This is a genomic window from Streptomyces sp. RLA131 (assembly GCF_056270125.1).
On record NZ_JBWDOQ010000002.1, the window covers coordinates 3,106,504 to 3,129,980 of the forward strand.

At 73.3% G+C, this 23,477-nt stretch carries 20 protein-coding genes and 1 tRNA gene; 7 read left to right on the forward strand and 14 right to left on the reverse strand.

Annotated features, from left to right (window positions below; translation table 11 throughout):
• Positions 1-6 precede the first annotated feature (6 nt).
• The 3 genes from RWE79_RS15070 to RWE79_RS15080 are packed head-to-tail and all read left to right on the forward strand — an operon-like array spanning position 7 to position 2,102.
• Positions 7-591, forward strand: coding sequence for a helix-turn-helix domain-containing protein (locus RWE79_RS15070; protein ID WP_475940584.1), 585 nt, complete (start codon positions 7-9; stop codon positions 589-591).
• 12 nt (positions 592-603) lie between these two features.
• Positions 604-807 (forward strand): hypothetical protein, encoded by a 204-nt coding sequence (locus RWE79_RS15075; protein WP_475940585.1) that lies wholly within the window; start codon positions 604-606, stop codon positions 805-807.
• Between the two features lie 56 nt (positions 808-863).
• Complete coding sequence (locus RWE79_RS15080) at positions 864-2,102, forward strand: MFS transporter (protein ID WP_475945826.1); 1,239 nt, start codon at positions 864-866, stop codon at positions 2,100-2,102.
• Between the two features lie 12 nt (positions 2,103-2,114).
• Here RWE79_RS15080 and RWE79_RS15085 read toward each other — a convergent pair whose 3' ends face one another.
• The 4 genes from RWE79_RS15085 to RWE79_RS15100 form a co-directional block, all read right to left on the reverse strand.
• On the reverse strand, positions 2,115-2,927 hold the full coding sequence (locus RWE79_RS15085; RefSeq protein WP_475940586.1) for a S16 family serine protease: 813 nt from the start codon (positions 2,925-2,927) through the stop codon (positions 2,115-2,117).
• Positions 2,928-2,953: 26 nt separating this feature from the next.
• Positions 2,954-3,622 carry an IclR family transcriptional regulator gene (locus RWE79_RS15090; protein WP_475940587.1) on the reverse strand — a complete coding sequence of 223 codons (669 nt, stop codon included), beginning with the start codon at positions 3,620-3,622 and terminating at the stop codon, positions 2,954-2,956.
• Between the two features lie 280 nt (positions 3,623-3,902).
• A complete protein-coding gene (locus RWE79_RS15095; RefSeq protein ID WP_475940588.1) occupies positions 3,903-5,711 on the reverse strand; it encodes a DEAD/DEAH box helicase in 1,809 nt (602 codons plus the stop codon).
• A 110-nt stretch (positions 5,712-5,821) separates the two neighbouring features.
• Positions 5,822-7,201 carry an MFS transporter gene (locus RWE79_RS15100; protein WP_475940589.1) on the reverse strand — a complete coding sequence of 460 codons (1,380 nt, stop codon included), beginning with the start codon at positions 7,199-7,201 and terminating at the stop codon, positions 5,822-5,824.
• A 215-nt stretch (positions 7,202-7,416) separates the two neighbouring features.
• On the opposite strand from RWE79_RS15100, the gene RWE79_RS15105 reads away from it, so the two are divergent.
• The 3 genes from RWE79_RS15105 (at position 7,417) to RWE79_RS15115 (ending at position 8,697) form a co-directional block, all read left to right on the forward strand.
• A complete protein-coding gene (locus tag RWE79_RS15105; RefSeq protein WP_475940590.1) occupies positions 7,417-8,277 on the forward strand; it encodes an alpha/beta fold hydrolase in 861 nt (286 codons plus the stop codon).
• Between the two features lie 38 nt (positions 8,278-8,315).
• Positions 8,316-8,534: a DUF6296 family protein gene (locus RWE79_RS15110; RefSeq protein WP_475940591.1), complete on the forward strand. Its 219-nt coding sequence runs from the start codon at positions 8,316-8,318 to the stop codon at positions 8,532-8,534.
• A gap of 88 nt (positions 8,535-8,622) precedes the next feature.
• Positions 8,623-8,697, forward strand: a tRNA-Cys gene (locus tag RWE79_RS15115).
• Between the two features lie 117 nt (positions 8,698-8,814).
• Here the strand turns inward: RWE79_RS15115 and RWE79_RS15120 are convergent.
• The 7 genes from RWE79_RS15120 to RWE79_RS15150 form a co-directional block, all read right to left on the reverse strand.
• Positions 8,815-11,145 carry a xanthine dehydrogenase family protein molybdopterin-binding subunit gene (locus RWE79_RS15120; protein ID WP_475940592.1) on the reverse strand — a complete coding sequence of 777 codons (2,331 nt, stop codon included), beginning with the start codon at positions 11,143-11,145 and terminating at the stop codon, positions 8,815-8,817.
• 106 nt (positions 11,146-11,251) lie between these two features.
• On the reverse strand, positions 11,252-12,358 hold the full coding sequence (locus RWE79_RS15125; protein ID WP_475940593.1) for a (2Fe-2S)-binding protein: 1,107 nt from the start codon (positions 12,356-12,358) through the stop codon (positions 11,252-11,254).
• A complete protein-coding gene (locus tag RWE79_RS15130) occupies positions 12,355-13,296 on the reverse strand; it encodes an FAD binding domain-containing protein (protein ID WP_475940594.1) in 942 nt (313 codons plus the stop codon). The genes RWE79_RS15125 and RWE79_RS15130 overlap by 4 nt, the downstream gene beginning before the upstream one ends.
• 273 nt (positions 13,297-13,569) lie before the next feature.
• Positions 13,570-15,192, reverse strand: coding sequence for a beta-N-acetylhexosaminidase (locus RWE79_RS15135; protein WP_475940595.1), 1,623 nt, complete (start codon positions 15,190-15,192; stop codon positions 13,570-13,572).
• Positions 15,193-15,238: 46 nt separating this feature from the next.
• Positions 15,239-16,309: a hypothetical protein gene (locus RWE79_RS15140; protein WP_475940596.1), complete on the reverse strand. Its 1,071-nt coding sequence runs from the start codon at positions 16,307-16,309 to the stop codon at positions 15,239-15,241.
• A 15-nt stretch (positions 16,310-16,324) separates the two neighbouring features.
• Positions 16,325-16,612 carry a DUF3039 domain-containing protein gene (locus RWE79_RS15145; protein WP_360906149.1) on the reverse strand — a complete coding sequence of 96 codons (288 nt, stop codon included), beginning with the start codon at positions 16,610-16,612 and terminating at the stop codon, positions 16,325-16,327.
• Positions 16,613-16,623: 11 nt separating this feature from the next.
• The gene (locus RWE79_RS15150; RefSeq protein WP_475940597.1) at positions 16,624-17,208 is read right to left on the reverse strand and encodes a YqgE/AlgH family protein; all 585 of its coding nucleotides are present in this window, start codon (positions 17,206-17,208) and stop codon (positions 16,624-16,626) included.
• A gap of 238 nt (positions 17,209-17,446) precedes the next feature.
• Here RWE79_RS15150 and murA point away from each other — a divergent pair, with 238 nt between their 5' ends.
• Positions 17,447-18,787 carry a UDP-N-acetylglucosamine 1-carboxyvinyltransferase gene (gene murA, locus RWE79_RS15155; RefSeq protein WP_475940598.1) on the forward strand — a complete coding sequence of 447 codons (1,341 nt, stop codon included), beginning with the start codon at positions 17,447-17,449 and terminating at the stop codon, positions 18,785-18,787.
• 92 nt (positions 18,788-18,879) lie between these two features.
• On the opposite strand, the gene RWE79_RS15160 is transcribed toward murA, so the two are convergent.
• From RWE79_RS15160 to RWE79_RS15170, 3 genes are all read right to left on the reverse strand, one after another.
• Positions 18,880-19,161 (reverse strand): HU family DNA-binding protein, encoded by a 282-nt coding sequence (locus tag RWE79_RS15160; RefSeq protein WP_127360223.1) that lies wholly within the window; start codon positions 19,159-19,161, stop codon positions 18,880-18,882.
• A 205-nt stretch (positions 19,162-19,366) separates the two neighbouring features.
• A complete protein-coding gene (locus RWE79_RS15165) occupies positions 19,367-20,788 on the reverse strand; it encodes an NAD-dependent malic enzyme (protein ID WP_475940599.1) in 1,422 nt (473 codons plus the stop codon).
• Between the two features lie 340 nt (positions 20,789-21,128).
• Complete coding sequence (locus RWE79_RS15170; RefSeq protein ID WP_475940600.1) at positions 21,129-23,429, reverse strand: HelD family protein; 2,301 nt, start codon at positions 23,427-23,429, stop codon at positions 21,129-21,131.
• Positions 23,430-23,477: the final 48 nt, after the last annotated feature.

Sequence of the window (23,477 nt, forward strand, 5' to 3'; positions counted from 1 at the left end):
TCTGCCATGGCCGAACCAGACCCCCACGTCCATGTCGTCGACCCCCGTTCGCTGCGGGCCCTCGCCCACCCATTGCGGCTCAGCCTGCTGGGCGCGCTCCGCGAGTTCGGGCCCGCCACCGCCTCCGGGCTCGCCGCCCGCCTCGGCGAGTCCAGCGGCGCCACCAGCTACCACCTGCGGCAACTGGCCGCGCACGGCTTCGTCGAGGACGACCCCGGACGCGGCACGGCACGCGAGCGGTGGTGGAAGGCGGTGCACCGCGGCACCCGCTTCGACAGCATCGAGGAGTTCCTGAAGCACCCGGACCCCACTGTGCGCGGCGCGATGGACCTCGTGATGCACCAGATCGCCACCACCCACACCCGGGAGCTGAACACCTGGCTCGGCACCATGCGCGACTGGCCCGAGGCCTGGCAACGCGGCTGGGACATGAGCGACTTCACCCTCCGGCTGACCCCCGAGGACGCCGAGGAGCTGCGCGAGAAGCTCCAGGAGGTCATCGAGGGCTACGGGACGCGGGCCCCCGAGGACGACGAGGCGGCCGCCGCCTACCGGCTGCATGTGCACGGCTTCCCCCGCTCCATCGACTGACAAGGACCGACCATGCATTCCGACATACATCTGAGCCTCCACCGGCTGCGGGTCGCGGAGTTGCGCGAGCGGGCCCGGACCCGGACGCTCGTCCGTTCCGCCCGGGAGCCCGGGCCCCGCCGCCGCCCGGCACTACGGGCCCGGCTGGGCTGGGGACTGGTCGAACTGGGGCTGCGCCTGGTGCAGCCCGTACCGCGTCGCGTCGTGCGGCCGTGACCGCCGAGGGGGGCGTGGACGCGTGCGCCGGCGCGGTGGCCCAGCCCGCACCGCCGGTGCGCGACCGGCGGCCGCTGTGGCTGGTGCTGACGGCGAACGTGATCTCGGTGAGCGGGAGTTCGCTGAGCCTGATGGCCGTGCCGTGGTTCGTGCTGCAGACCACCGGCAGCGCCGCCCGGGCGGGCGTGGTGGCGTTCTGCGGGATGCTGCCGATGGTGGGGGCGGCGCTGTTCGGCGGGCCGGTGATCGACCGGATGGGCCGGCGCCGGGCCAGCGTGGTCACCGACGTCATGTGCGCGGTGGCGGTCGCGGCCGTTCCGCTGCTGCACTTCGCCGGAGCGCTGCGGTTCTGGGAGCTGTGCGCGCTGATGGCGGTGAGCGGCCTGTTCGGCGCCCCCGGACAGACGGCGCGCACGGTGCTGCTGCCGGCCCTGGCCGAACGCGCGGGCGTGGGCATGACCCGGGCCGCCGGGTTCTTCGACGGGGCCTCGCGCGGGGCGCGGATGGCGGGCGCGGCGGTGGGCGGCGTCCTGATCGCGTTCTTCGGCCCGGTGAACGTCCTGCTGCTCGACGCGGGGACGTTCGCGGTGTCGGCGCTGCTGATCGGCGTCGGCCTGCGCGGCATGGCGGCGGCCGGCCCCCGCTCCGCCCCCGCGGGCGGCCCGCGGCAGACGTACCGGGCCGAACTGCGGGAGGGCGTGCGGGCGTTGACACGGTCACGGCTGCTGCTGGGCATCACCTTGATGGTGATGGTGACCAACGGCCTCGACCAGGGCTGGAACTCGGTGCTGCTGCCCGTCCTGGCCGACCGCCGGCTGGGCGGCGCCGTCGATCTGGGGCTGCTGACCGGGCTGTTCGCCGGCTCCGCCCTGGCCGGGGCACTGCTGTACGGGGCGGTGGGCCACCGCTTCTCCCGCTGGGCGGTCTACACGGGGGCCTTCATCGTCTGCGGCCTGCCGCGGTTCGCGATGGCCGCGTACGCGCCGCACTTCCCGCAACTGGCCGCCGTGATGGTGCTCGACGGCCTGGCGGCGGGCATGCTGAACCCGGTGCTGATCGTCGTCATCTACGACATCGTGCCCGAGGAACTGCGCAGCCGCGTCCTGGGCGTGACCAACGGCGGCGTCATGGCCTTCACCCCGCTGGGCGGCCTGGTGTGCGGCTTCCTGGCCGACGCGATCGGCCTCACCGCCACCCTTCTGGCGGCCGGCGGCCTGTATCTGCTGGCCACGCTCTGCCCGCTGGTCTTCCCCTCGTGGCGCACGATGGACCGGCCGGCGTCGAGCGGCGCCTGAGGTGACGAGGGCCTAGCAGGAGGGGACCTTGCCGCCGCCGTTGAGGGCGGCCAGGGCGCTGATCGCGGTCTTCAGGGTGGTGACGGGGACCAGCCGGAGGCCGGAGGGGAGTCCGGCGCGGGCGTCGGCGCACTCGGCGCGCGGTACGAGGAAGACGGTGGCGCCGTCGCGCCGGGCGGCCCGGGTCTTGAGGGGGACGCCGCCGACCGCGCCGACCGTACCGTCGGCGGTGATGGTGCCGGTGCCGGCGACCCGGCGGCCGCCGGTGAGGTCGCCGCCGGTGCCGTTGCCGTCGATCTTGTCGATGATGCCGAGGGTGAACATCAGCCCGGCGCTGGGGCCGCCGACGTCGGCGAGGTGGAGGCTGACCTTGACCTGCGAGGAGGACCGGCCGAGGTACTTCAGCGCGGCGGCGGTCGCGGCGTCCTGGGACTCGGTCATCTGGGCCTGGTTGTGCTTCTCGATCTCCTGGACGGTGCCGCCGGTGGGGTAGACGGCGGCACGCGGCATCGCGGCCTCGTCCTCGGCGAACCAGGCCTTGACGACGTCCGACAGGTGCACACTCGCGTCGGGCTGGGTCGCGGCGATGGTGGTCATCCGCAGCTGCCCGCTGGTCCTGCGGGTCGCGGTGCCGCTGACGGTGATCACCTGCTTGCCCTTGCTGGCGCCGAGCACGTTGGCCGTCAGCCCCGGGACGACGATCGACACGGGCAGCGGGGCCAGGGCGGCCACCGCGAGCAGGGCGAGGACCAGGGCGGCGCAGACGGCGAGGGTGCGGCTCCGGGGGCTCCAGGGCTTCCGGGACACGGCGGCGGCGAAGGGCATGGGGGTGAATCTAGTTCACGCGCTCCTCAGCGCAGCGCGTCGGCCACCTCGATGGCCGCCTCGACCACCCGGGGCCCCACCCGCTCGGGTATCGAGTCGGCGAGCATGACGACCCCGACGCTGCCCTCGATGCCGGTCACGCCGAGCAGGGGCGCCGCCGCGCCGCTGGCACCGGCCTCCAGCTCGCCGTGGGCCAGGACGAAGCCGGGCCGGCCCTCGGTGCGCCGCTGCTCGGGTACGTAGGGGTGCACGCCGCGCCCGGCGAGGATCGCCAGGCCCGCGGCGCCACGCTCCAGGGTGTGGCGGAACCCGGTGCGGTAGGCGACGTGGTAGTCGGTCCAGCTGGGCTCGACCACCGCGACGGCGAGCGCCTCGGTGCCGTCGACCAGGGTGAGGTGGGCGGTGGCGCCGATCTCCTCGGCGAGGGAGCGCAGGGCCGGCAGGGCGGCCTCGCGCAGCAAGGGGTGCACCTGGTGGGCGAGGCGGAGGACTCCGAGGCCCACGCGGGCGCGACCGCCGAGGTCGCGTCGTACGAGGGCGTGCTGCTCCAGGGTCGCCAGCAGACGGTAGACGACCGTCCGGTTGACGCCGAGCTTGCCGGCGAGTTCGGTGACGGTGAGGCCGTGATCGGTGTCGGCGAGCAGCTTGAGGACTCGCAGGCCCCGGTCGAGCGTCTGAGAGGTCTCCGCGGTCACGACGCCCCCTTCTCGTGAGTGGCGGCGTCCCCGGTGCCCGTCTGCCGGTCCCGCGGCAGGGCGCGGAGAGCCGCCGGTCTGGCGGTGGTTACCGGCTGCGCTCCGGGGCGGCACTGACACGGAGCGCGTTGCGTGACCGGCACGGTATCCACTCGGTACCGCTCAGCGGAAGACTCCGTCCACAATCCGGTCAGGTTTTATGCGAATCCCCGCATACCTCACCGTGTACCTCATATGCCGGTGCGTCCCCTCCGCACGTCGGCGCACGTTCAGCGCAAGCTCACCGCATCCGGGTGGCCCACTCCTGGACCTTCTTGATGCGCTCGGTCAGCTGCCCGGCCGTGGCCTCCGCGCTCGGCGGACCGCCGCACACCCGGCGCAGCTCGTTGTGGATGACGCCGTGCGGCTTGCCGCTCTGGTGGTTGTAGGCGGCGACCAGGGTGTTGAGCTGCTTGCGCAGTTCGAGCAGCTGCTTGTGGGTGACGATGGGACGCCGCTCGGCCGGCATTTCGAGCAGGTCGGCCTCCCCGTCGGGCTTCCGGCGGCTGTGCGCGATCTGCCGGGCCTGCCGCTTCTGCAGCAGCATCTGCACCTGGTCCGGCTCCAGCAGGCCCGGGATGCCCAGGTAGTCCTGCTCCTCCTCGCTGCCCGGGTGCGCCTGCATGCCGAACTCGGCGCCGTCGTAGAGGACCCGGTCGAAGACGGCGTCGGACTCCAGCGCCTCGAAGGGCAGCTGCTCCTCGTCGCCGGTGTCCTCGTCCTGCTCGCGCTCGGCCTCCGCGAGGAGCTTGTCCTCCTCGGCGTAGATGTCCTCGTCGCCGCCGTCCTTCCTGGGCTTGTCGAGGACGTGGTCGCGCTCGACCTCCATCTCGTTGGCGAACTCCAGCAGCATCGGGATCGTCGGCACGAAGACGGACGCCGTCTCGCCCCGGCGGCGGGACCGTACGAAGCGGCCCACGGCCTGGGCGAAGAACAGCGGGGTGGAGATGGTGGTGGCGTAGACCCCGACCGCCAGGCGCGGGACGTCGACGCCCTCGGACACCATGCGGACGGCCACCATCCAGCGGGCGTCGCCGCCGGCGAAGTCCTCGATCCGCTTGGACGCGCCCGTGTCGTCGGACAGCACCACCGTCGCCTTGTGCCCGGTGATCTCCTTGATCAGCTTCGCGTACGCCCTGGCGCTGTCCTGGTCGGTCGCGATGACGAGCGCGCCCGCGTCCGGGATGCCCTTGCGGACCTCGGTCAGCCGCTGGTCGGCGGCGCGCAGCACGTTGGGGATCCAGTCGCCGGTGGGCGCCAGCGCCGTCCGCCACGCCTGGCCGATCGCGTCCCTGGTCATCGGCTCGCCCAGGCGGGCGGCGACCTCGTCGCCCGCCTTGGTGCGCCAGCGCATGTTGCCGCTGTAGGAGAGGAAGATGACCGGGCGCACGACGCCGTCGGCGAGCGCGTTGCCGTAGCCGTAGGTGTAGTCGGCGGAGGAGCGGCGGATGCCGTCGTTGCCCTCCTCGTACGTCACGAAGGGGATCGGGTTGGTGTCCGAGCGGAACGGGGTGCCCGTCAGCGCGAGGCGGCGGGTGGCCGGCTCGAAGGCCTCCAGGCAGGCCTCGCCCCAGGACTTGCTGTCGCCCGCGTGGTGGATCTCGTCCAGGATCACCAGGGTCTTGCGGCTCTCGCAGCGGTTGCGGTGCAGCATCGGGCGTACGCCGACACCCGCGTAGGTCACCACCACGCCGTGGTACTCCCGGCTCACCGGGCCCGCGCTGTACTCCGGGTCCAGCTTGATCCCTATCCGCGCCGCCGCCTCCGCCCACTGCTTCTTCAGGTGCTCGGTCGGCGCGACGACCGTGATCTGCCGCACCAGATGGTTGTGCAGCAGGTACGAGGCGAGGGTGAGCGCGAAGGTCGTCTTGCCGGCGCCGGGGGTCGCCACCGCCAGGAAGTCACGGGGCTGCAACTCGACATAGCGGTCGATCGCGCCCTGCTGCCAGGCGCGCAGTTTCCCGGCCGTGCCCCACGGGGCGCGGCCGGGAAAGGCCGGCGACAGATGGTGCGAGTGCGGGTGGGAGCTGGTGGCTGCGGTGGTAGTCACGGTCTCCGGGCGGGGTCGGGGCTTGCGTTGTGAAAACCCGGCCAGCCTACCGGCGCCCCGGCCGCCCCTCCGGCAGAACGGCACCGCGTCCGCCGCTTGTGCGACATGAGTCACACGGGACCGCCGTCCTCCCGGAGCCGTCCCGCCACCCAGACCCCGGTCAGGGCGATCGCGGCCATGGGCAGCAGGACCGCGGTGAAGGCGGCCGCGTGGGTGGCGCCGCCCAGAGCGGCGAAGGCGGTACCGGCGGCGCTGACCAGGACGACGTTGGCCAGGGCGTCGCCGACCTGGAGGGCGGCGGAGTTGGCGCCGGCCTCCTCGGGCCGGGACAGCCGCAGGAGCAGGACGGCGAGCGAGGCCATGACCATGCCGATGCCGAGGCCGCCGACGGCCCAGGCCAGCGCCGCGGTCCAGGCGGGGGCGCCGGGCGCCAGGGTGAGGGCCGCGCCGGCCACGGCGAGGGCGGACAGCACCATCCCGGCGCGGGCCAGCCGGATCCGGTGGGGTTCCAGGCGGGGGCGGGACTGGAGGTAGGAGCCGAGGCCCCAGGTGACGCCGCCGCCGGCCAGCGACAGCCCGGCCAGCGTCGGGGACAGGCCGCGCTGGGTGACGAGCATGAGCGGGACGAAGCTCTCCGCCCCGATGAAGGTGCCGGCCGCCACGCCCCGCAGCAGCACCACCGACGGCAGCCCGCGCGCGGCCCGGAACGTGCCGCGCGGCAGCAGCCGCAGGGCCGACGGGACCAGCAGGGCGGCGCCCGCGGCGGCGGGCAGCAGGGAGAGCGGGCGCAGGTCCTGGCCGGCGTACTGGAGCAGCGCCGCGCCCAGCGCGACACCGCCCGCCAGGCGCAGCCGGCGCCGGTCCGGCCGGGCCCCGTCTCCCCCGCCGGTCGTACGGCGCAGCGCCGGGAGCGCGGTGAGCAGGGGGACGACGACGAGCACGGGGATCGCCAGGAAGACCCAGCGCCAGCCGAGGTTCTCGGTGACCGTCCCCGACACCAGCGGGCCCACGATGGACGGCACCACCCACGACGCGGCGAAGGCCGCCATCACGGTCGGCCGCAGCCGTTCCGGGTAGGCCCGGCCCACGACCACGTACAGCGCCACGATGACCAGTCCGCCGCCCGTCCCCTGCACGGCCCGGCCCAGCACGAAGGGCCACATGGACTGGGCGGTGCCGGATATCAGCAGCCCGGCCGCGAAGCCGCCGATGCCGGTGGTGAGCGGGGGCAGCGGTCCGCCGCGGTCGCACCACTGGCCGCTGACCACCATCGCGAACAGCGAGGTGGTGAAGTAGGCGGAGAACGCGAACGCGTACAGCGCCAGTCCGTCCAGTTCGCGGGCCGCGACCGGCATCGCCGTCCCGATCGCCGTCGCCTCGAAGGCGATCAGCAGGACGACGCTCACGATGCCGAGGGTCAGCGCCCGGTAGGGGCGGGACCACACGGTGGTGGTGATGTCGTCCGCCGGCAGGGACGGCAGGGGCTCCACAGACCCCAGGGGCTCCACAGACCCCAGGGGCTCCACAGACCCCAGGGACTCCAGGGACGGGAGGGGCTCCAGGGGCTGCTGCCCGGTCGGGGATTGCGGCTCTGCGGCTGTCACCCGAACAGCGTAAGGGGCGTAGTGGCGTTTCACCCCTGCCGTTCGACTGACCCCGGCTCCGTCCCTGGACTTACGACCTCCGCGCAGGGAAGGCGTACGGCATGCCGCACTTCATCTCGTACGACGGAACCGAGATCTCCTACCGCGTCCTGGGCGACGGCCCGGCACTGGTCTGCCTGGCCGGGGGCCCGGGGCGGGACGCCGGCTATCTGGGTGACCTGGGCGGGCTGGACGCGGACCGCTCCCTGGTCGTCCCGGACAGCCGCGGCACCGGGGAGACTCCCCCGGCGGAGGACCCGGCCGCGTACGCCTTCCCGGGCCTGGCGGCGGACGTGGAGGCGCTGCGCGAGCACCTGGGGCTGGAGCGGATCGCCCTGCTCGCCCACGACGCGGCCGCGGCCACGGCCCAGGCCTACGCGGCGGAGCACCCCGACCGGCTGACGCACCTGGTCCTGGTGGCCCCCGGCTCACGCCTGCAGGGCGAGCTGCCGGACGACGCCCGGGAGCTCTTCCAGGCGCGGGCGGCCGAGCCCTGGTGGCCGGACGCGATGGTGGCGCTGCACGACCTGGAGGACGCCGCCGACCTCGACGAGGTCAGGGAGCTGCTGCTGAGGATCGCCCCGATGGCGTACGGCCGCTGGGACGAGCCGCAGCGTGAGCACGCCGCGGGCGAGGCGGTCCAGCTGCACCCGGTGCCCCGGGCGGGCTTCTGGCAGGGCGTGGACGAGGCGGCCCGGCTGGCGATTGCGCGGGGGCTCCGGAAGGTGGCCTGCCCGGTGCTGGTGATCACCGGCGACCGGGACGCGGTGAGCGGGATGCGGGCGGGAAAGGTGGTGGCCGAGTCGTTCCCCGCCGGCCGCTGGCAGCCGCTGCACGAGGTGGGGCACTACCCGTGGGTCGACGAGCCGGACCTCTTCCGGCCGGTTGTCGAGGAGTTCCTGCGGGAAGAATCGCCGGCCTGACCCGCATCACTCGCCCATTAGTGGGCATACAGTCCGATATGGGGCATGAAAAGAGTTATGAGCTGACTTTCCCGGAGTCCGGCGACACGGTCGTGGTGAAGGCGACCGAGCGCAAGGGCGCCGGGGGTTATCCCGTCTACGCCGACGACACGGGCATCGTCCAGGCCGAGATCAGCGACATGGGCGAGGTACGGATGCTCGCCAGCGGCGGCCACCAGAGCCACGACCTGCCGTCGCGCGCCGTCGCCCATTCGTGAACGCCCGTGAACATCGCGTTGCGGAGCCGCCCCGGCCGTTGACCTCCCCCCGGCCACCCCGCCTATGGTCGACCTACGTGGTCACCATGGCGGTGTGCCCGAGTGGTTGAGGGACTCGCCTGCAAAGCGAGTTACGCCGGTTCGATTCCGGTCACCGCCTCCAGCGCCCTTCACCGGGGCGTACAAGCAGGGCGGTCTTCCCCAGGGAGGACCGCCCTGCTGCCGTTCGCCTCGGATTCCGTCTCAGTCGGCCCGTACGAGCGCGCCGGCGGCGGCCGCGTCAGGCCTGCTGGGGCTTGGCCACCGCGTGCTGGGGGCGGATGGGCAGGCGGGTGACCGGGCGGCCGGTGGCGGCCCGGACGGCGGCGGCCACGGCGGCCGGCGAGGTCACGACGGGGACGGCGCTGACCGCCTTGGCGCCGAAGGGGGCCACGACGTCGCGTTCCTCGACGAGCTTGACGATGCGGATGTCGGGGGCGTCCAGGGCGGTGGGCAGGGCGTAGCCGGTCAGGTTGGGACGCTTGATGATGCCGCGGGGGGCCCGCAGGTCCTCCATGAGGGCCATGCCGACGCCCTGGGTGACGCCGGCCTCGACACGGGCGGCGAGCTGCCGGGGGTTGAGGATCCGGCCGACGTCCTGCGCCACGGCCATCTCGACGACCCGGACCGAGCCGAGCTCGATGTCGACGTCGACCACGGCCCGTACGGCGCAGAAGGCGATGCTGACGAAGGCGTCGCCCTGGCCGCTGTCGTCGAGCGGGTCGGTGGGGTGCGGGCGGCACTGGGCGGTGGCCCAGAGCTCCTTGCCGGCGAGCTCCTCGTCGACGGTGGTGGACAGCACGCCGTCGTACGAGGTGATCTTGCCGTCGGCGATGGTCAGCAGCTCGACGGACATGCCGAACTTGGCCGCCAGCGGCTGGAGGAGCTGGGTGCGGACCATCTTGGCGGCCCGCTCCACGGCGCCGGCGGAGACCCAGGTGTGGCGGCCCCGCGCGGAGGCGCCGGAGGGCGGCTGGTCGGTGTCGGAGGGCAGCACCCGGACCTCTTCGACGCCCAGCACCTCCTGGACGACCTGGCGGGCCAGGGTGGTGAAGCCCTGGCCGGTCTCGACGGCGGCGCAGATGACGGTGGCCTGGCCGTCGTGGATGCGGACGGTGGCGGTGGACACCTCGTCGGTGCCCTCGGCGCCGAGCATGTGCACCATGCCCAGCGCGTAGCCCACGCCGCGCCGGACGGCGCCCGGCTCACCCGCGCCCTCGGGGCCGCCGGGCAGCAGCCACTGCGACTCGTCGTCCTCCAGCGGCAGCGGCGGCAGGTCGGCGTCGCGGACGGCCTTGAGGAGCTCACCGACCGGCGCCGGGCAGGTCACCGTCTGGCCGGTGGGCAGCAGGTCGCCGGTGGCCATGACGTTGCGCATCCGGATCTCGGCCGGGTCCAGGCCGAGTTTGGCGGCGAGCTTGTCCATCTGGCCCTCGTAGGCCGCGCAGACCTGCATCGCGCCCTCGCCCCGGACATGGCCGGACGGCGGGTTGTTGGTGCGTACCGCCCAGCCCTCGACGAAGACGTGCGGGACGACGTAGGGCCCGGCCGCGAAGGCCACGGCGGCGGCGAGGGCGTCGGAGGAGGTGTCGGCGTAGGCGCCCGCGTCCAGCAGCACCTGGGCCTCCACCTTGACCAGGCGGCCCTCGGCGTCGGCGTGGTGGCGGTAGCGCAGAAGCGTGGGGTGGCGGTGGGAGTGGCTCAGGAACGACTCCTCGCGGGTCGCCACGAACTTCACCGGGCAGCCGGTCCGCAGCGCCAGCAGCCCCAGCGGGATCTGCACGCCGGAGTCCTCACGGTCGCCCATGGCGCCGGGGACGCCGGTCACGACCACCTTGACGCGGTCGGCCTCCAGGCCGAAGCAGGCGGCGGCCAGGTCACGGTCGGTGTGCGGGTCGGTGGAGGCCACGTACAGCTCGACCCCGCCGTCGGGTCTGGGGACGGCCAGGCCCGCCTCGGCCCCGATCGGGGCCGGGTCCTGGCGGCCGACCCGGTACAGGCCCTCGACGACGACGGCGCCCATGGCGTCGGGGTCGCCGAAGCGCAGCGGGATGTGGCGGATGAGATTGCCGTCGGGGTGCAGCGGTTCGGCCGAGAAGGCCCGTTCCGGGTCGGTGACCGGCTCCAGCACCTCGTACTCGACCTGGATGGCGGCGGCGGCCAGCCGGGCGGTGTCCGGGTGGTCGGCGGCCACGGCGGCGATGGCCTCGCCGTGGTGCCGGACGGTGTCCGCGGCGAAGACCGGCCGGTCGGCGACCCGGCGGCCGTGGGCCGCGTCGCCGGGGACGTCCTCGTGGGTGACGACGGCCCGGACGCCGGGCATGGCGGCGGCCTCGGTGGTGTCGACGGAGATGATCCGCGCGTGCGGGTGCGGGGAGCGCAGCACGGACGCCCACAGCAGGCCCTCGGCCCACAGGTCGGCGGCGTACGGATAGGTGCCCTGCGCCTTCGCGAGCGCGTCGGTGGGCGGGAGCGAGGCGCCCAGGCCGTGCGGCGTCTCCTGCTCGGGAGCGGGGGTCGCGGCCGGGGTGCCCACGGCGGGCGTCGCGGTCGCCGCGTCGGGGCCGGTCATGCGGATTCCCTCTCGGTGCGCCATGGGCGTCGTCGTCGCGCCGGTGTCCGGTGAGTGGTCGCGGGCCCGACGTCGGGCCGGAGCCGGCGACCGGTGTCGCGGGTTCTCACTCCGCGCCTCCCCGGCCGGTCTGGTGCGGGATGCGGGCGGCGGAGGCCTCGGTCCCGTCCGTCTCGGTGTCGGCGACGGCCTCGCGGGCGGCGACGACATCGCGGACCGCGTCCAGGACGCCCCGGTAGCCGGAGCAGCGGCACAGGTTGCCGCAGATGGCCTGGCGGGTCTCCAGCTCGGTGGGGCTGTGGTTGCCTTCGAGCAGGTCGTGGACGGTCATGGCGAGCCCGGGGACGCAGAAGCCGCACTGGACGGCACCGCAGTCGGCCAGCGCGCGCTGGACGTCGGAGGGTTCGCCGTTCTCGCTGAGGCCCTCGACCGTACGTACCTCGGAACCGGCGGCGGTGGCGGCCGGGACGAGGCAGGAGGCGACCAGCCGGCCGTCGACCTGGACCGAGCAGGCACCGCACTCGCCCTGCTCGCAGCCGTCCTTGGCGCCGGCCAGGCCGAGCCGCTCCCGCAGGACGTAGAGCAGGGACTCGCCGAGCCACGCGTCGGTGACGGGGCGGTCGGCGCCGTTGACCCGCAGTACGTAGGAGGCCAGCGGATGGTCGCTGTGGGCCGCTTCCAGGGCTTCGAGGACCTCCGGGGCCTGCGGCACCGGGCCGGCCTCCCCGAAGGCGTCCGTGCCGTCCGCGGCGTCCGCCGCGGGGTCGGTCCCGGGTTCGTGGGAGGGCTCGTGGAACGGCTCGTGGAACGGCTCGTGGAACGGCTCGGGCTCGGGCCGGTACTCCGGCTCCACCACGGGCGGGAGCACGGTCCCGGGCCGGTACTCGCCGGTCTCCTCGGGGCCGCCCTCGGTGAAGGGCAGCACCCACTCGCCGGCCGGCTCCGCGGACCTGGGCACCGGCACGGTGCCCGCGTACGAGCCGACCGAGTACTCGCCGGACTCGTCGGCGGTGTCGCTGACGGTGGGGATGGCCCAGGTGGGCTGGTCCTCGACCGGGACGGGCTCGGTCTGGGGCAGCGGGAGCTGGGCGGCGAAGGAGACATGCATCGTCTGGTCGGCGTCGTACTCGGCGCCGTGCGGCAGTGGCTGCCACACTCCCTCGGTCATCCGCCCGTCCATCGTCCCGTCGCCGTTGTCGTGCTGGTCGCTCATGCCAGGGCCCTCCCCAGTGCGCGGCGGGCCAGTGCCGCCACCGTACGCCGGAGCTGGATCGCGGCGGGCGGCAGTTCGGGGGCTGGGGGTACCCCCATGCCCCCTTGGGCGTGGGGGAGGGTGCCGTCCCCGGCCGGGAGGGGGTCGGGGATGCAGGCAGCGGCGACGTACTCACCGAAGGCCGTGCAGGCCTCGGGGGCGAGGGTGCGCTGGCCGTCCCAGTCGATCAGGGAGGCGACCCACCGCTCGGCCTCCAGCGGCCGCAGCGGCACCGGCGCGACCGCGCCCACCGCGCAGCGTACGCCCCTGCGCTGGGGGTCCAGCACCAGGGCGACCGAACACACCGCGCGGCCGGGGCCGGTGCGATGGGTGGCCTTGAGGAAGGTCTGCGGGGCGTGCAGCAGCGGGATGCGCACGAACGCCAGCACCTCGCCGGTGCGCAGCGGGTCCATGCCGGTGAGCAGGTGGCCGACCGGCAGCTCGCGGTTGCCGGACGGGCCGGCCAGCAGTACGGACGCCTCCAGGGCGGCCAGGACGGGCAGCGCGTCCCCGGTGGGTGCGGCGGTGACGATGTTGCCGCCCAGGGTGCCCGCGTTGCGGATCTGCGGGGGGCCGGCGGCGCGGGCCGCGGCGGCCAGCGCGGGGATCAGCGCGGCGAAGTCGGGTCGGCCCATCCGGGCGTGGGTGAGGCCGGCGCCGAGCAGCGCCGCTCCGTCGGCGTACTGCCAGCCCCGGATCTCGTTGATCCGGCCGAGTCCGACCAGCGCGGAGGGGCGCAGCATGCCGGAGTTCACACCCGCCATGAGGTCGGTGCCCCCGGCGACGGGCACGGCGGTGGGCGTGGCGGCCAGTGCCTCCACGGCCTCGTCGAGCGAGGACGGCAGCGCGACGTTGCGCGTGTGCGCTGTCTGCGCCGTCTGCCGTGCGTACGTGCTCACGCAGCTGCCCCTTCCCGGCCGTCCGCGATGCGGTAGCCGTACGGTACGTGCTGACAGCCCGGACGTGGCAACTCTGGCACATCTTCGCCGCCGATCAGCGCGAGGGTCACAAAGGAGCTCCGGCTTTCCCGGGGCATCCCCGTATGAAAAGCATCCCTTTCTGGCTTTTTGTACCCGGCCGGGCATTTTGCCGATCTTCACGTGTGTTGTGGTGTTTGGGCCAACCCACCCTGCCAGGAGCGCGCTTGCGCCGGGCGGAGCTCGCCCGGTGCCTCACACGATCGGGGGCGGTCCGTCGCTCGGGCGTCCGATCACCCCGGGGCGGCGCTGCCACGGCAGCGGGCCGCCGGGCGGCCGGTACTCGACGCCCAGCGCGTCAAGCCGGGCGTAGTGCTCCGTCATCCGCGCGGCGAAGCCGGCGTAGTCCCGCTCGGCGGGTGCCGGGAGCGGCGACCAGACCACCTCGGCGAAGGCTGCCAGGCGCGGGAAGGCCATGTAGTCCACGGCGCGGGCCGAGTCCATCGTCTCGGTCCAGATGTTGGCCTGCGCGCCGAGGACGTGTGCGGCCCGCGGTCCGGTCAGCTCCGGCGGCACCGGCTCGAAGCGGTAGACGTCCTCCAGGGTGCGTACGTGGGCGATCGGGACCGGCTCGTCGTCACGGTCCGACTGCCGCCAGTCGAGGTAGACATGGCTCTGCGGGCACATCACCACATCGTGGCCGGCCCTGGCGGCCTCGATGCCGCCGGCGTATCCGCGCCAGGACGACACGACGGCGCCGGGCGGCAGGCCCGCGCCCGGCCGGCCGCCTTCGAGGATCTCGTCCCAGCCGACGAGGCGCCGGCCGCGGTCGGCCAGCCAGCGGCCGAAGTGCCGGATGATCCAGCTCTGCAGCTCGTCCTCGCCGGCCAGGCCCAGTTCCCCGATCCGGGCCTGGGCGGTCGCCGAGGCCCGCCACTGGTCCTTGGGGCACTCGTCGCCGCCGACGTGGAAGAAGGGGCCGGGGAAGAGGTCCAGGAGTTCGGCGAAGACGTGCTCGTAGAAGCGCAGGGTGTGCTCGGTGGGGGCGAGCACATGGGGACTGATGCCCCAACCGGTCAGCACGGGCAGGCCGGTGGTGTCGACGACGTCGGTGTTGCCCAGCTCCGGGTAGGCGGCGACGGCCGCCTGGGAGTGCCCGGGGATGTCGATCTCGGGGACGACGGTGACCTGCCGTTCGGCGGCGTAGGCGACGATCTCGCGGATGTCGTCCTGGGTGTAGAAGCCGCCGTGCGGCCGCTCGTCCCACAGCGCCGACCCGCGCAGCCCGACCTTGGTGCGGTCGCGCCAGGCGCCGACCTCGGTCAGCCGGGGGTAGCGCCTGATCTGCACCCGCCAGCCCTGGTCGTCGGTCAGGTGGAGGTGCAGGACGTTGAGTTTGTGCGCGGCCAGCAGGTCGACGTAGCGCAGCACGGCATCCTTGGGCAGGAAGTGCCGGGCCACGTCGAGCATCGCGCCGCGCCAGCCGAAGCGGGGGGCGTCCTCGATCACGCAGCGCGGCACGGAGCGCGAGGCCCCGGGCAGGGGCGCCTTGCGGTACGCCGCCGGGCCGAGCAGCTGACGCAGCGTCTGGGCGCCCCAGAAGACCCCCGCCGGGCCGCCGCCGGTGATCGCGACCCCGTCGGCGTCCACGGTGAGCCGGTACGCCTCCGGGGCCAGGGAGTTGTCGACCGCCAGGACCACCCCGCCCTTGCCCGGCGGCAGTTCCAGGCCGGTCGCCGCCCCGAGCGTGGCGCGCAGCCAGCGGGCGGTGCCCCCGGTCCCCGGGCCCGCGTCGAGGGTGGTCGCGCCGGTCAGTTCGTACGACGGAAGGCCCGGCGCGACGTCATGGACACGGCGCGGGGCGGGGATCAGCTCCATGGGTCCATGGTGCCGCGCGGACCACGATTGGTCCAGACCACTCGCCTCAGCCGGGTATCCGCCGGCGGCGGTCCCGTACGTCCAGGTCCACGGCGACGGCCGATCCGGCGAAGAACCAGCCCACATGCGCGAGGAACAGGGCCAGCCACCAGCCGGTCCGGACCGTCCCGGCCAGCGACAGCGCCAGCGCGCCGCCCACCAGAGCGGCCACCGCGCCCAGTTGCAGCGCGGCGACCCGGCTGGGCAGCAGGTCACCGCGGAGGAACGCCTCGCCGTACCACCAGCTCACGGCACGGGCACCGGCGAGCAGCACCACAACGGCGCCACCCGCGGCGAAGCCGACCGACCAGGTGGACCAGGGGTCGCCGTCGGCACCGTCGGCGGCGGCCAGACCGGTCGTGACGAACGGGAGCAGCGGCAGCAAGGCCGTGCAGTGGTTCGCCGCCACACCGGCCCTGGAGGGGTCGGCCGCGATCTCGGCCCGGGCCAGGGAGCGCATGGACAGCACCCGGCCGGAGGCGCTGGTGCCCGAGCGGCGGGCCTGGGCGACCCAGAGGCCGGTGGCCAGCACCGCGCCCACGGCCAGGACGGCGGCCAGGCTCCAGTCGTCGAAAAGGCAGACCAGCGCGGCCGAAGCCAGCGGGGGTATCACTTTCAGCCACAGGAACGGCTTCCTGAACCGCGCCGGGTCCGCCCCCAGTTCCACCGCCCGGCGGGCCACCGCGTCCAGCTCCGCCCGGCGGCCGCGGCGCCCAGAACCGGCCAGGGCACGCCAGAGCGCCACCTGCGCCTCCGCCTCACCGGGCGCCAGCGCGACCGCGCGGCGGGCTGCGGCGACGGCGTCGGGGGTGCGTTCCAGCATGCCGTACGCGTCCGCGGCCAGGGCCTGCGGTTCCCAGCCGTCGGGCTCCGCCTCGGCGGCCCTCAGCGCGACGGAGAGCGCGGCGTGCGCGTCACCGAGCACCAGCAGGACGATCCCGGCCAGGATCAGGACCTCGGTGTCGTCGGACCCGGCGTGCGCCAGGGCCCAGCCGACGGCCTCACGGGCCTCGGTGGGGCGCCGCTCGTCCGCGAGGGCCTTGGCGCGCACCAGATAGTCGTAACTGTCGGGCACCACGAAAGACCGTTCCGGCTACTTCTTGCCACTCTTGTCCTTGTCGCCGCCACCACCGGCCGGCATCGACTCGAAGATCTCCTTGCACATCGGACAGACCGGGTACTTCTTGGGATCGCGGCCCGGCACCCAGACCTTGCCGCACAGCGCGACGACCGGGGATCCGGAGAGCGCGCTCTCCATGATCTTGTCCTTCTGGACATAGTGCGCGAAGCGCTCGTGGTCGCCATCGCCGTTCGACACCTGCGGGGTCGGCTCGACGAGGGTGCCGGTGCCCGCCCCGCGCTCGGGCTCAAGAGTGCTCATGACGGACAAGCCTAATTCAGAGACGGATCGTCGGGATACGTAGCCACCATCGCCAGTTCGCTGCGTTGCCGGCGCAGCACGGAGCGCCACAGCTGCTCGGGATCCGGGGCCGACACATCACCGGGCTCGGACTCCACCACGTACCAGGCGCCCTCGACCAGCTCGTCCTCCAGCTGGCCGGGGCCCCAGCCGGCGTAACCGGCGAAGATCCGCAAAGATCCCAGCTCGGAGGCGAGCAGTTCGGGCGGTGCCTCCAGGTCGACCAGGCCGATGGCGCCGTGCACCCGCCGCCAGCCCAGCGGATCGCCGGCGTCACGGTCGCGGGAGCGGGCCTCGCCGGGGACGACCGCCAGGGCCAGGGCGGAGTCCAGCGACACCGGGCCGCCCTGGAAGACCACCGGCGGCGCACCCGCCAGGGTGGCCCAGGACTCCAGTACGTCGCCGACGCCGACCGGCGTGGGGCGGTTGAGGACAACACCGAGCGTCCCCTCCTCGTCGTGGTCGAGAAGGAGCACCACCGCCCGGTCGAAATTCGGGTCCGCGAGCGCGGGCGTCGCCACGAGAAGACGCCCGGTGAGCGAGGACACCTCGGTCATGGTCAACATGATCCCGCATCCGGGGCCTTCGCGTATGGGCAATACCCGGGGCAAACGGTCCGGGGTGCCGGGCGGCGGTCAATACCGGCCACCCTCCGCTGTCACGCGTGCGCGGACCGTGCTGTAGCGAAGATATGACATGAGCAGTGCCTCACAGGGCTCTCTCAGGCGCTCCCGTGGCCATTACCCTTGCATCTTGGCTTCACAGCTCCACTGCCCCTCTCCAGGAACGAGAGCAATGACCGGCTCAGACGACGTACTGCTTGTCCACGGCGGCACCCCGCTGGAGGGCGAGATCCGCGTCCGCGGCGCGAAGAACCTCGTGCCCAAGGCCATGGTGGCCGCGCTGCTCGGCAGCGGACCGAGCCGCCTGCGCAACGTCCCCGACATCCGCGACGTGCGCGTCGTACGGGGCCTGCTGCAGCTGCACGGGGTGACCGTGCAGGCGGGCGAGGAGTCCGGCGAGCTGGTGCTCGACCCGTCGAAGGTCGAGAGTGCCAACGTCGCCGACATCGACGCGCACGCGGGCTCGTCGCGGATCCCGATCCTCTTCTGCGGCCCGCTGCTGCACCGCCTCGGCCACGCCTTCATCCCGGGCCTGGGCGGCTGCGACATCGGCGGCCGGCCCATCGACTTCCACTTCGACGTGCTGCGGCGCTTCGGCGCCGTCATCGAGAAGCGGCCCGAGGGCCAGTACCTGGAGGCCCCGCAGCGGCTGCGCGGCTGCAAGATCGAGCTGCCCTACCCGTCGGTCGGCGCGACCGAGCAGGTGCTGCTGACGGCCGTGCTGGCCGAGGGCGTCACCGAGCTGCGCAACGCCGCCGTCGAGCCCGAGATCGAGGACCTCATCTGCGTACTGCAGAAGATGGGCGCGATCATCACCATGGGCCTGGACCGCACGATCCTCATCACCGGCGTCGACAAGCTCGGCGGCTACAACCACCGCGCCCTCCCGGACCGCCTCGAAGCCGCCTCCTGGGCCTGCGCCGCGCTGGCGACCGAGGGCAACGTCTACGTACGCGGCGCCAGCCAGCGCGAGATGATGACCTTCCTCAATGTCTTCCGCAAGGTCGGCGGCGCCTTCGAGGTCGACGACCACGGCATCCGCTTCTGGCACCCCGGCGGCCCGCTGAACGCCATCGCGCTGGAGACCGACGTACACCCCGGTTTCCAGACCGACTGGCAGCAGCCGCTCGTCGTCGCCCTGACGCAGGCCTCGGGGCTGTCCATCATCCACGAGACGGTCTACGAGTCCCGGCTGGGCTTCACCTCCGCCCTGAACCAGATGGGCGCCCACATCCAGCTCTACAGGGAGTGCCTCGGGGGCACCCCCTGCCGCTTCGGCCAGCGCAACTTCCTCCACTCGGCGGTCGTCAGCGGCCCGACGAAGCTCCAGGGCTCCGACCTGGTCATCCCGGACCTGCGGGGCGGCTTCTCCTACCTGATCGCGGCGCTGGCCGCCCAGGGCACGTCCCGGGTGCACGGCATCGACCTGATCAACCGCGGCTACGAGAACTTCATGAGCAAGCTCGCGGAGCTCGGCGCGAAGGTGGAGCTCCCCTCCCCCGTACACACCTGATCCCCGCGCCCGCCCCGACCGGCGGGCGGACGGGCTCAGCACCAAGGGCGGCCACCCCGGTCCGGGGTGGCCGCCCTTGTGGATGCTGCCGCTTACTTGCCCTTGGCGGCTTCCTTGAGCTTCGAGCCCGCGGAGACCTTGACGCTGTAGCCGGCCGGGATCTGGATCGGGTCACCGGTCTGCGGGTTCCGGGCGGTGCGAGCGGCACGGTGGGTGCGCTCGAAGGTCAGGAAACCGGGGATGGTGACCTTCTCGTCGCCCTTGGAGACGATCTCGCCGACGATCTCGGCGAAGGCGCCGAGAACGGCGTCGGCGTCCTTGCGGGTCACCTCGGCGCGCTCGGACAGAGCAGCAACCAGCTCACTGCGGTTCATCTGAATCTCCTTGCATGGAAACCCCGGCGTTCACTGCCGGGGAAGACGCGTTGAAGACGCTTCTCGCGCTTCTTGCGGTGCGGCCCTCACCGCCACAGGAACGCATCCTGCCCCCATTTCTGGGGGAAAAGCCAATCCGCGCCCAGGTGAGTCACACAAAAAGCGGGTGACGCTCGGCACTATGACGCTGCGTTGTCACCAATGATCATCCCGCGACCGTGGAAGCCTGAGCCTTGGCCGCGTCCCGTACCGCGCCGGCCACCGCGCCGGCCACCTTGTCGTTGAAGACGCTGGGAATGATGTAGTTCGGGTTGAGTTCGTCCTCGCCCACGACACCCGCCAGGGCGCGCGCGGCGGCCAGCATCATCTCGGTGTTGACGGTGCGGCTCTGAGCGTCGAGCAGGCCCCGGAATACGCCGGGGAAGACCAGCACGTTGTTGATCTGGTTCGGGAAGTCGGAGCGGCCGGTGGCGACCACCGCGGCCGTCTCGCGGGCGATGCCGGGCTCGACCTCGGGGTCGGGGTTGGCGAGGGCGAAGACGATCGCGCCGTCGGCCATCGCGGCCACGTCCTCACCGTTGAGGACGTTCGGGGCGGAGACGCCGATGAAGACGTCCGCGCCGCGCACGGCCTCCTTGAGGGTGCCCGTCATGCCCTCGGGGTTGGTGTTGTCGGCGATCCAGCACAGCGGCGACTCCGGGTCGGCGTCGACCAGGTCCTTGCGCTCGCTGTGCACGACGCCGTGGATGTCGGCGACCACCGCGTGCTTGACTCCGGCGGCGATCAGCAGCTTCAGGATGGCCGTACCGGCCGCGCCCGCGCCGGACATGACGACCCGTACGTCGCCGACCTGCTTGCCGACCACGCGCAGCGCGTTGGTCAGCGCGGCGAGCACGACGATGGCGGTGCCGTGCTGGTCGTCGTGGAAGACCGGGATGTCCAGGGCCTCGCGCAGCCGTGCCTCGATCTCGAAGCAGCGGGGGGCGGAGATGTCCTCCAGGTTGATGCCCGCGAAGCCCGGGGCGATCGCACGGACGATCTCAACGATTTTGTCGGTGTCCTGGGTGTCCAGGCAGATCGGCCACGCGTCGATGCCGGCGAAGCGCTTGAAGAGCGCCGCCTTGCCCTCCATGACGGGCAGCGCGGCCTGCGGGCCGATGTTGCCCAGGCCGAGCACGGCGGAGCCGTCGGTGACCACCGCGACGCTGTTGCGCTTGATGGTGAGGCGGCGGGCGTCCTCGGGGTTGTTGGCGATCGCCATGCACACACGGGCCACACCCGGCGTGTAGATCATGGAGAGGTCGTCACGGTTGCGGATCGGGTGCTTCGACGCCATCTCGATCTTGCCGCCGAGGTGCATCAGGAACGTACGGTCCGAGACCTTGTCGACGACGACGTCCTCGATGCCGCGCAGCTTCTCGACGATCTCGGCCGCGTGCTCGGTGCTGCTGGCCGCGATGGTCACGTCGATACGGAGCTTCTCGTGGCCCGAGGCGGTCACGTCGAGGCCGTGCACCGCCCCGCCGGAGGACTCCACGGCGTGGGTGAGCTGGCTGACCGCGGATCCGCTCGCGGGCACCTCCAGCCGTACGGTGATCGAGTACGAGACGCTGGGCGCCGTTGCCATTCCGGTCTTCCTCCGCTGTAGCTGCTGTCGCGTCCCCGATGCTCCCACCTACCGGTGAGTACGGGTAACCCGGGCCGCTTTGCGTACTTAACGTTCATCGCGGCGTCCCCCATGGCGTCCCCGCGGCGTCCCCGCGGGGACGCCATGGGGACGAACGACGACGGGGCGCCCTTCGTGAGAAGGGCGCCCCGTCGGACGCTGTGACACCGGCCCGCCATGCTCGCCTCGCGGCAAGTGGGCGCTCGAAGCGCCTAAGGTTGGGCCCGGGGGCTTGGATCGAGCCGGTGCCTCACCCAGGCTAACAAACGTTCCCGGGATTCGTCGGCGAGTGCGCCGCCCGTCATGCCCGCAAGAGGTCGGGAACCCCTTCGGGGTCGGGCCGGTCGCGGTCGCCGGACAGGACGGTGAGCCGTTGCGTGGCGCGGGTGAGGGCCACGTACAGCACACGCAGACCGGCGGGCGACTCGTCGGCGATCTCGGCCGGGGACACGACCACGGTGGCGTCGTACTCCAGCCCCTTCGCCTCAAGGCTGCCCAGGGCGACGACCCGGTCACCGAGTCCGGCGAGCCAGCGCCGGGCCTCGGCGCGGCGGCCCATCGCCACCACGACGCCGACGGTGCCGTCGACCTCGGCCAGCATCCGTTCGGCCTCGGCCCGGACCGCCCTGCCGAGGTCGCCCCGGTCCGCCGCGGCGAAGCGCGGCACGACCCCGGTGGAACGGACCGCGCTGGGCGACTCCATCCCCGGCATGGCCAGGGCCAGCACCTTCGCCGCGAGGTCGGCGATCTCGGCGGGGTTGCGGTAGTTGACGGTGAGGGTGAAGCGGCGGCGGGCCCGCGCGCCCAGCGCCTCGTCACGGGCGGCTGCTGCCTCGTCGGGGTCGGTCCAGGAGGACTGCGCGGGGTCGCCGACGATGGTCCAGGTGGCGGTCCGGCCGCGGCGGCCGACCATCCGCCACTGCATCGGCGTGAGGTCCTGCGCCTCGTCGACGATGACGTGGGCGTACTCCGTGCGCTCCGCGTCGAGCCGGTCCTGACGCGACCGGCGGCCCGAGGCCATCCGGTCGGCGAAGGTGGTGACCTCCTCCAGGCCGGTGAGCTGGTCGAGCGGATCGGCGTCCCGGGCCCGCACCTTCGGGGGCGGGCCGAGCAGCGCCTCCAGTTCGTCGAGCACGGCGACGTCGTGGACCGACAGCGGCCCCTTGCCGGTCTCCGCGTCGACCCGGCGCAGCGAGCGGGCGACCCGCCGGACCTCGGGCGGGGTGAGGACCCGCCGGGCCCAGCGGCCGAGCCGCTTCTCGTCGGCCAGCGCGGCCAGCACACCGCGCGGGGTGAGGACCGGCCACCAGTCCGCCAGGAAGCCGGTGAAGGCGTCCTCGGTGGCGACGTCCTCGTCGAAGCCCTGGCGCTCCTCGGCGGCCAGCTGCTGGTCGTCGGGCAGGCTGCGGCCGGTCTTGCGCCACAGCGCGTCCAGCAGCAGCCGCCGGGCGCGCGGCCGCAGCAGGTTGACGGGGGCGGTGCCGCCGAGCACGGCGTGCCGGATGGCCGACAGCTCCTGCTCGTCGAGCTCCAGGCGCCGCCCGTAGGCCACCACGCGCAGCCGGTCGGGGGCGGCGGGGCCGTCCAGGACGCCACGGGCGGCGTTGCGGAGCACCTTGAGCATGCGCAGGGAGCCCTTGATGCGGGCGACGGCCGGGTCGTCGTAGGTGTCGGCCTCGGCGCCGTCGACGAGGGAGCCGACGGCGCGGATGGCGACCTGGCCCTCCTCGCCGAGGGACGGCAGCACGCCCTCGGTGTAGGCGACGAGCAGCGGGGTGGGGCTGACGACGAGGATGCCGCCGGCGTAGCGGCGGCGGTCCTGGTAGAGCAGATACGCGGCGCGGTGCAGCGCGACGGCGGTCTTGCCGGTGCCGGGGCCGCCGGTGACCTCGGTCACGGAGGCCGCGGGAGCGCGGATGACCAGATCCTGCTCCGCCTGGATACTGGATACAATATCCCGCATGGTGTGGCTTCGGGCCTGTCCGAGCGCCGCCATCAGCGCTCCGTCGCCGACCACCGGCAGGCCGGTGACCAGCTCCGGACGCAGCAGATCGTCCTCGACGCCCAGCACCCTGCGGCCCCGGGAGCGGATGACCCGGCGGCGTACCACCCGCCCCGGCGCGACCGGGGTGGAACGGTAGAAGGGCGCGGCGGCCGGCGCCCGCCAGTCGATGACCAGCGGCGCGTAGTCGGCGTCCAGGACCCCGATGCGGCCGATGTGCAGCGTCTCGGCGATCGCGGCGCGGTTGTCGCCGCCGATGGCGTCCTCGGCGGGCTCGACGGAGATGTACGCCCCGTCCGGGCCCTTCTTGCCGTCCATGCCACGCAGCAGATCGATCCGGCCGAAGAGGAAGTCCTCGAACTCGGCGTTGAGCCGGTTGAGGTGTATCCCGGCCTGGAACACCTGCGCGTCACGCTCGGCGAGCGCGCCGGGCGTGCCGACCTGCCCCCGCTTGGCGGCGTCGCTCACGAGGAACTCCGCCTCGTGGATCTTCTCCTCCAACCGGTCGTAGACGCGGTCCAGATGCGTCTGCTCGACCGCGATCTCCTGGTCCCGGACGCCAGCCCCCACCCCACCGGGTGCTGTGGTCTGCGCTGCCAACGCGAGACCCCCTTCTTCCTGGTGCTCGTACGCTCCGCGCGCGGCGCG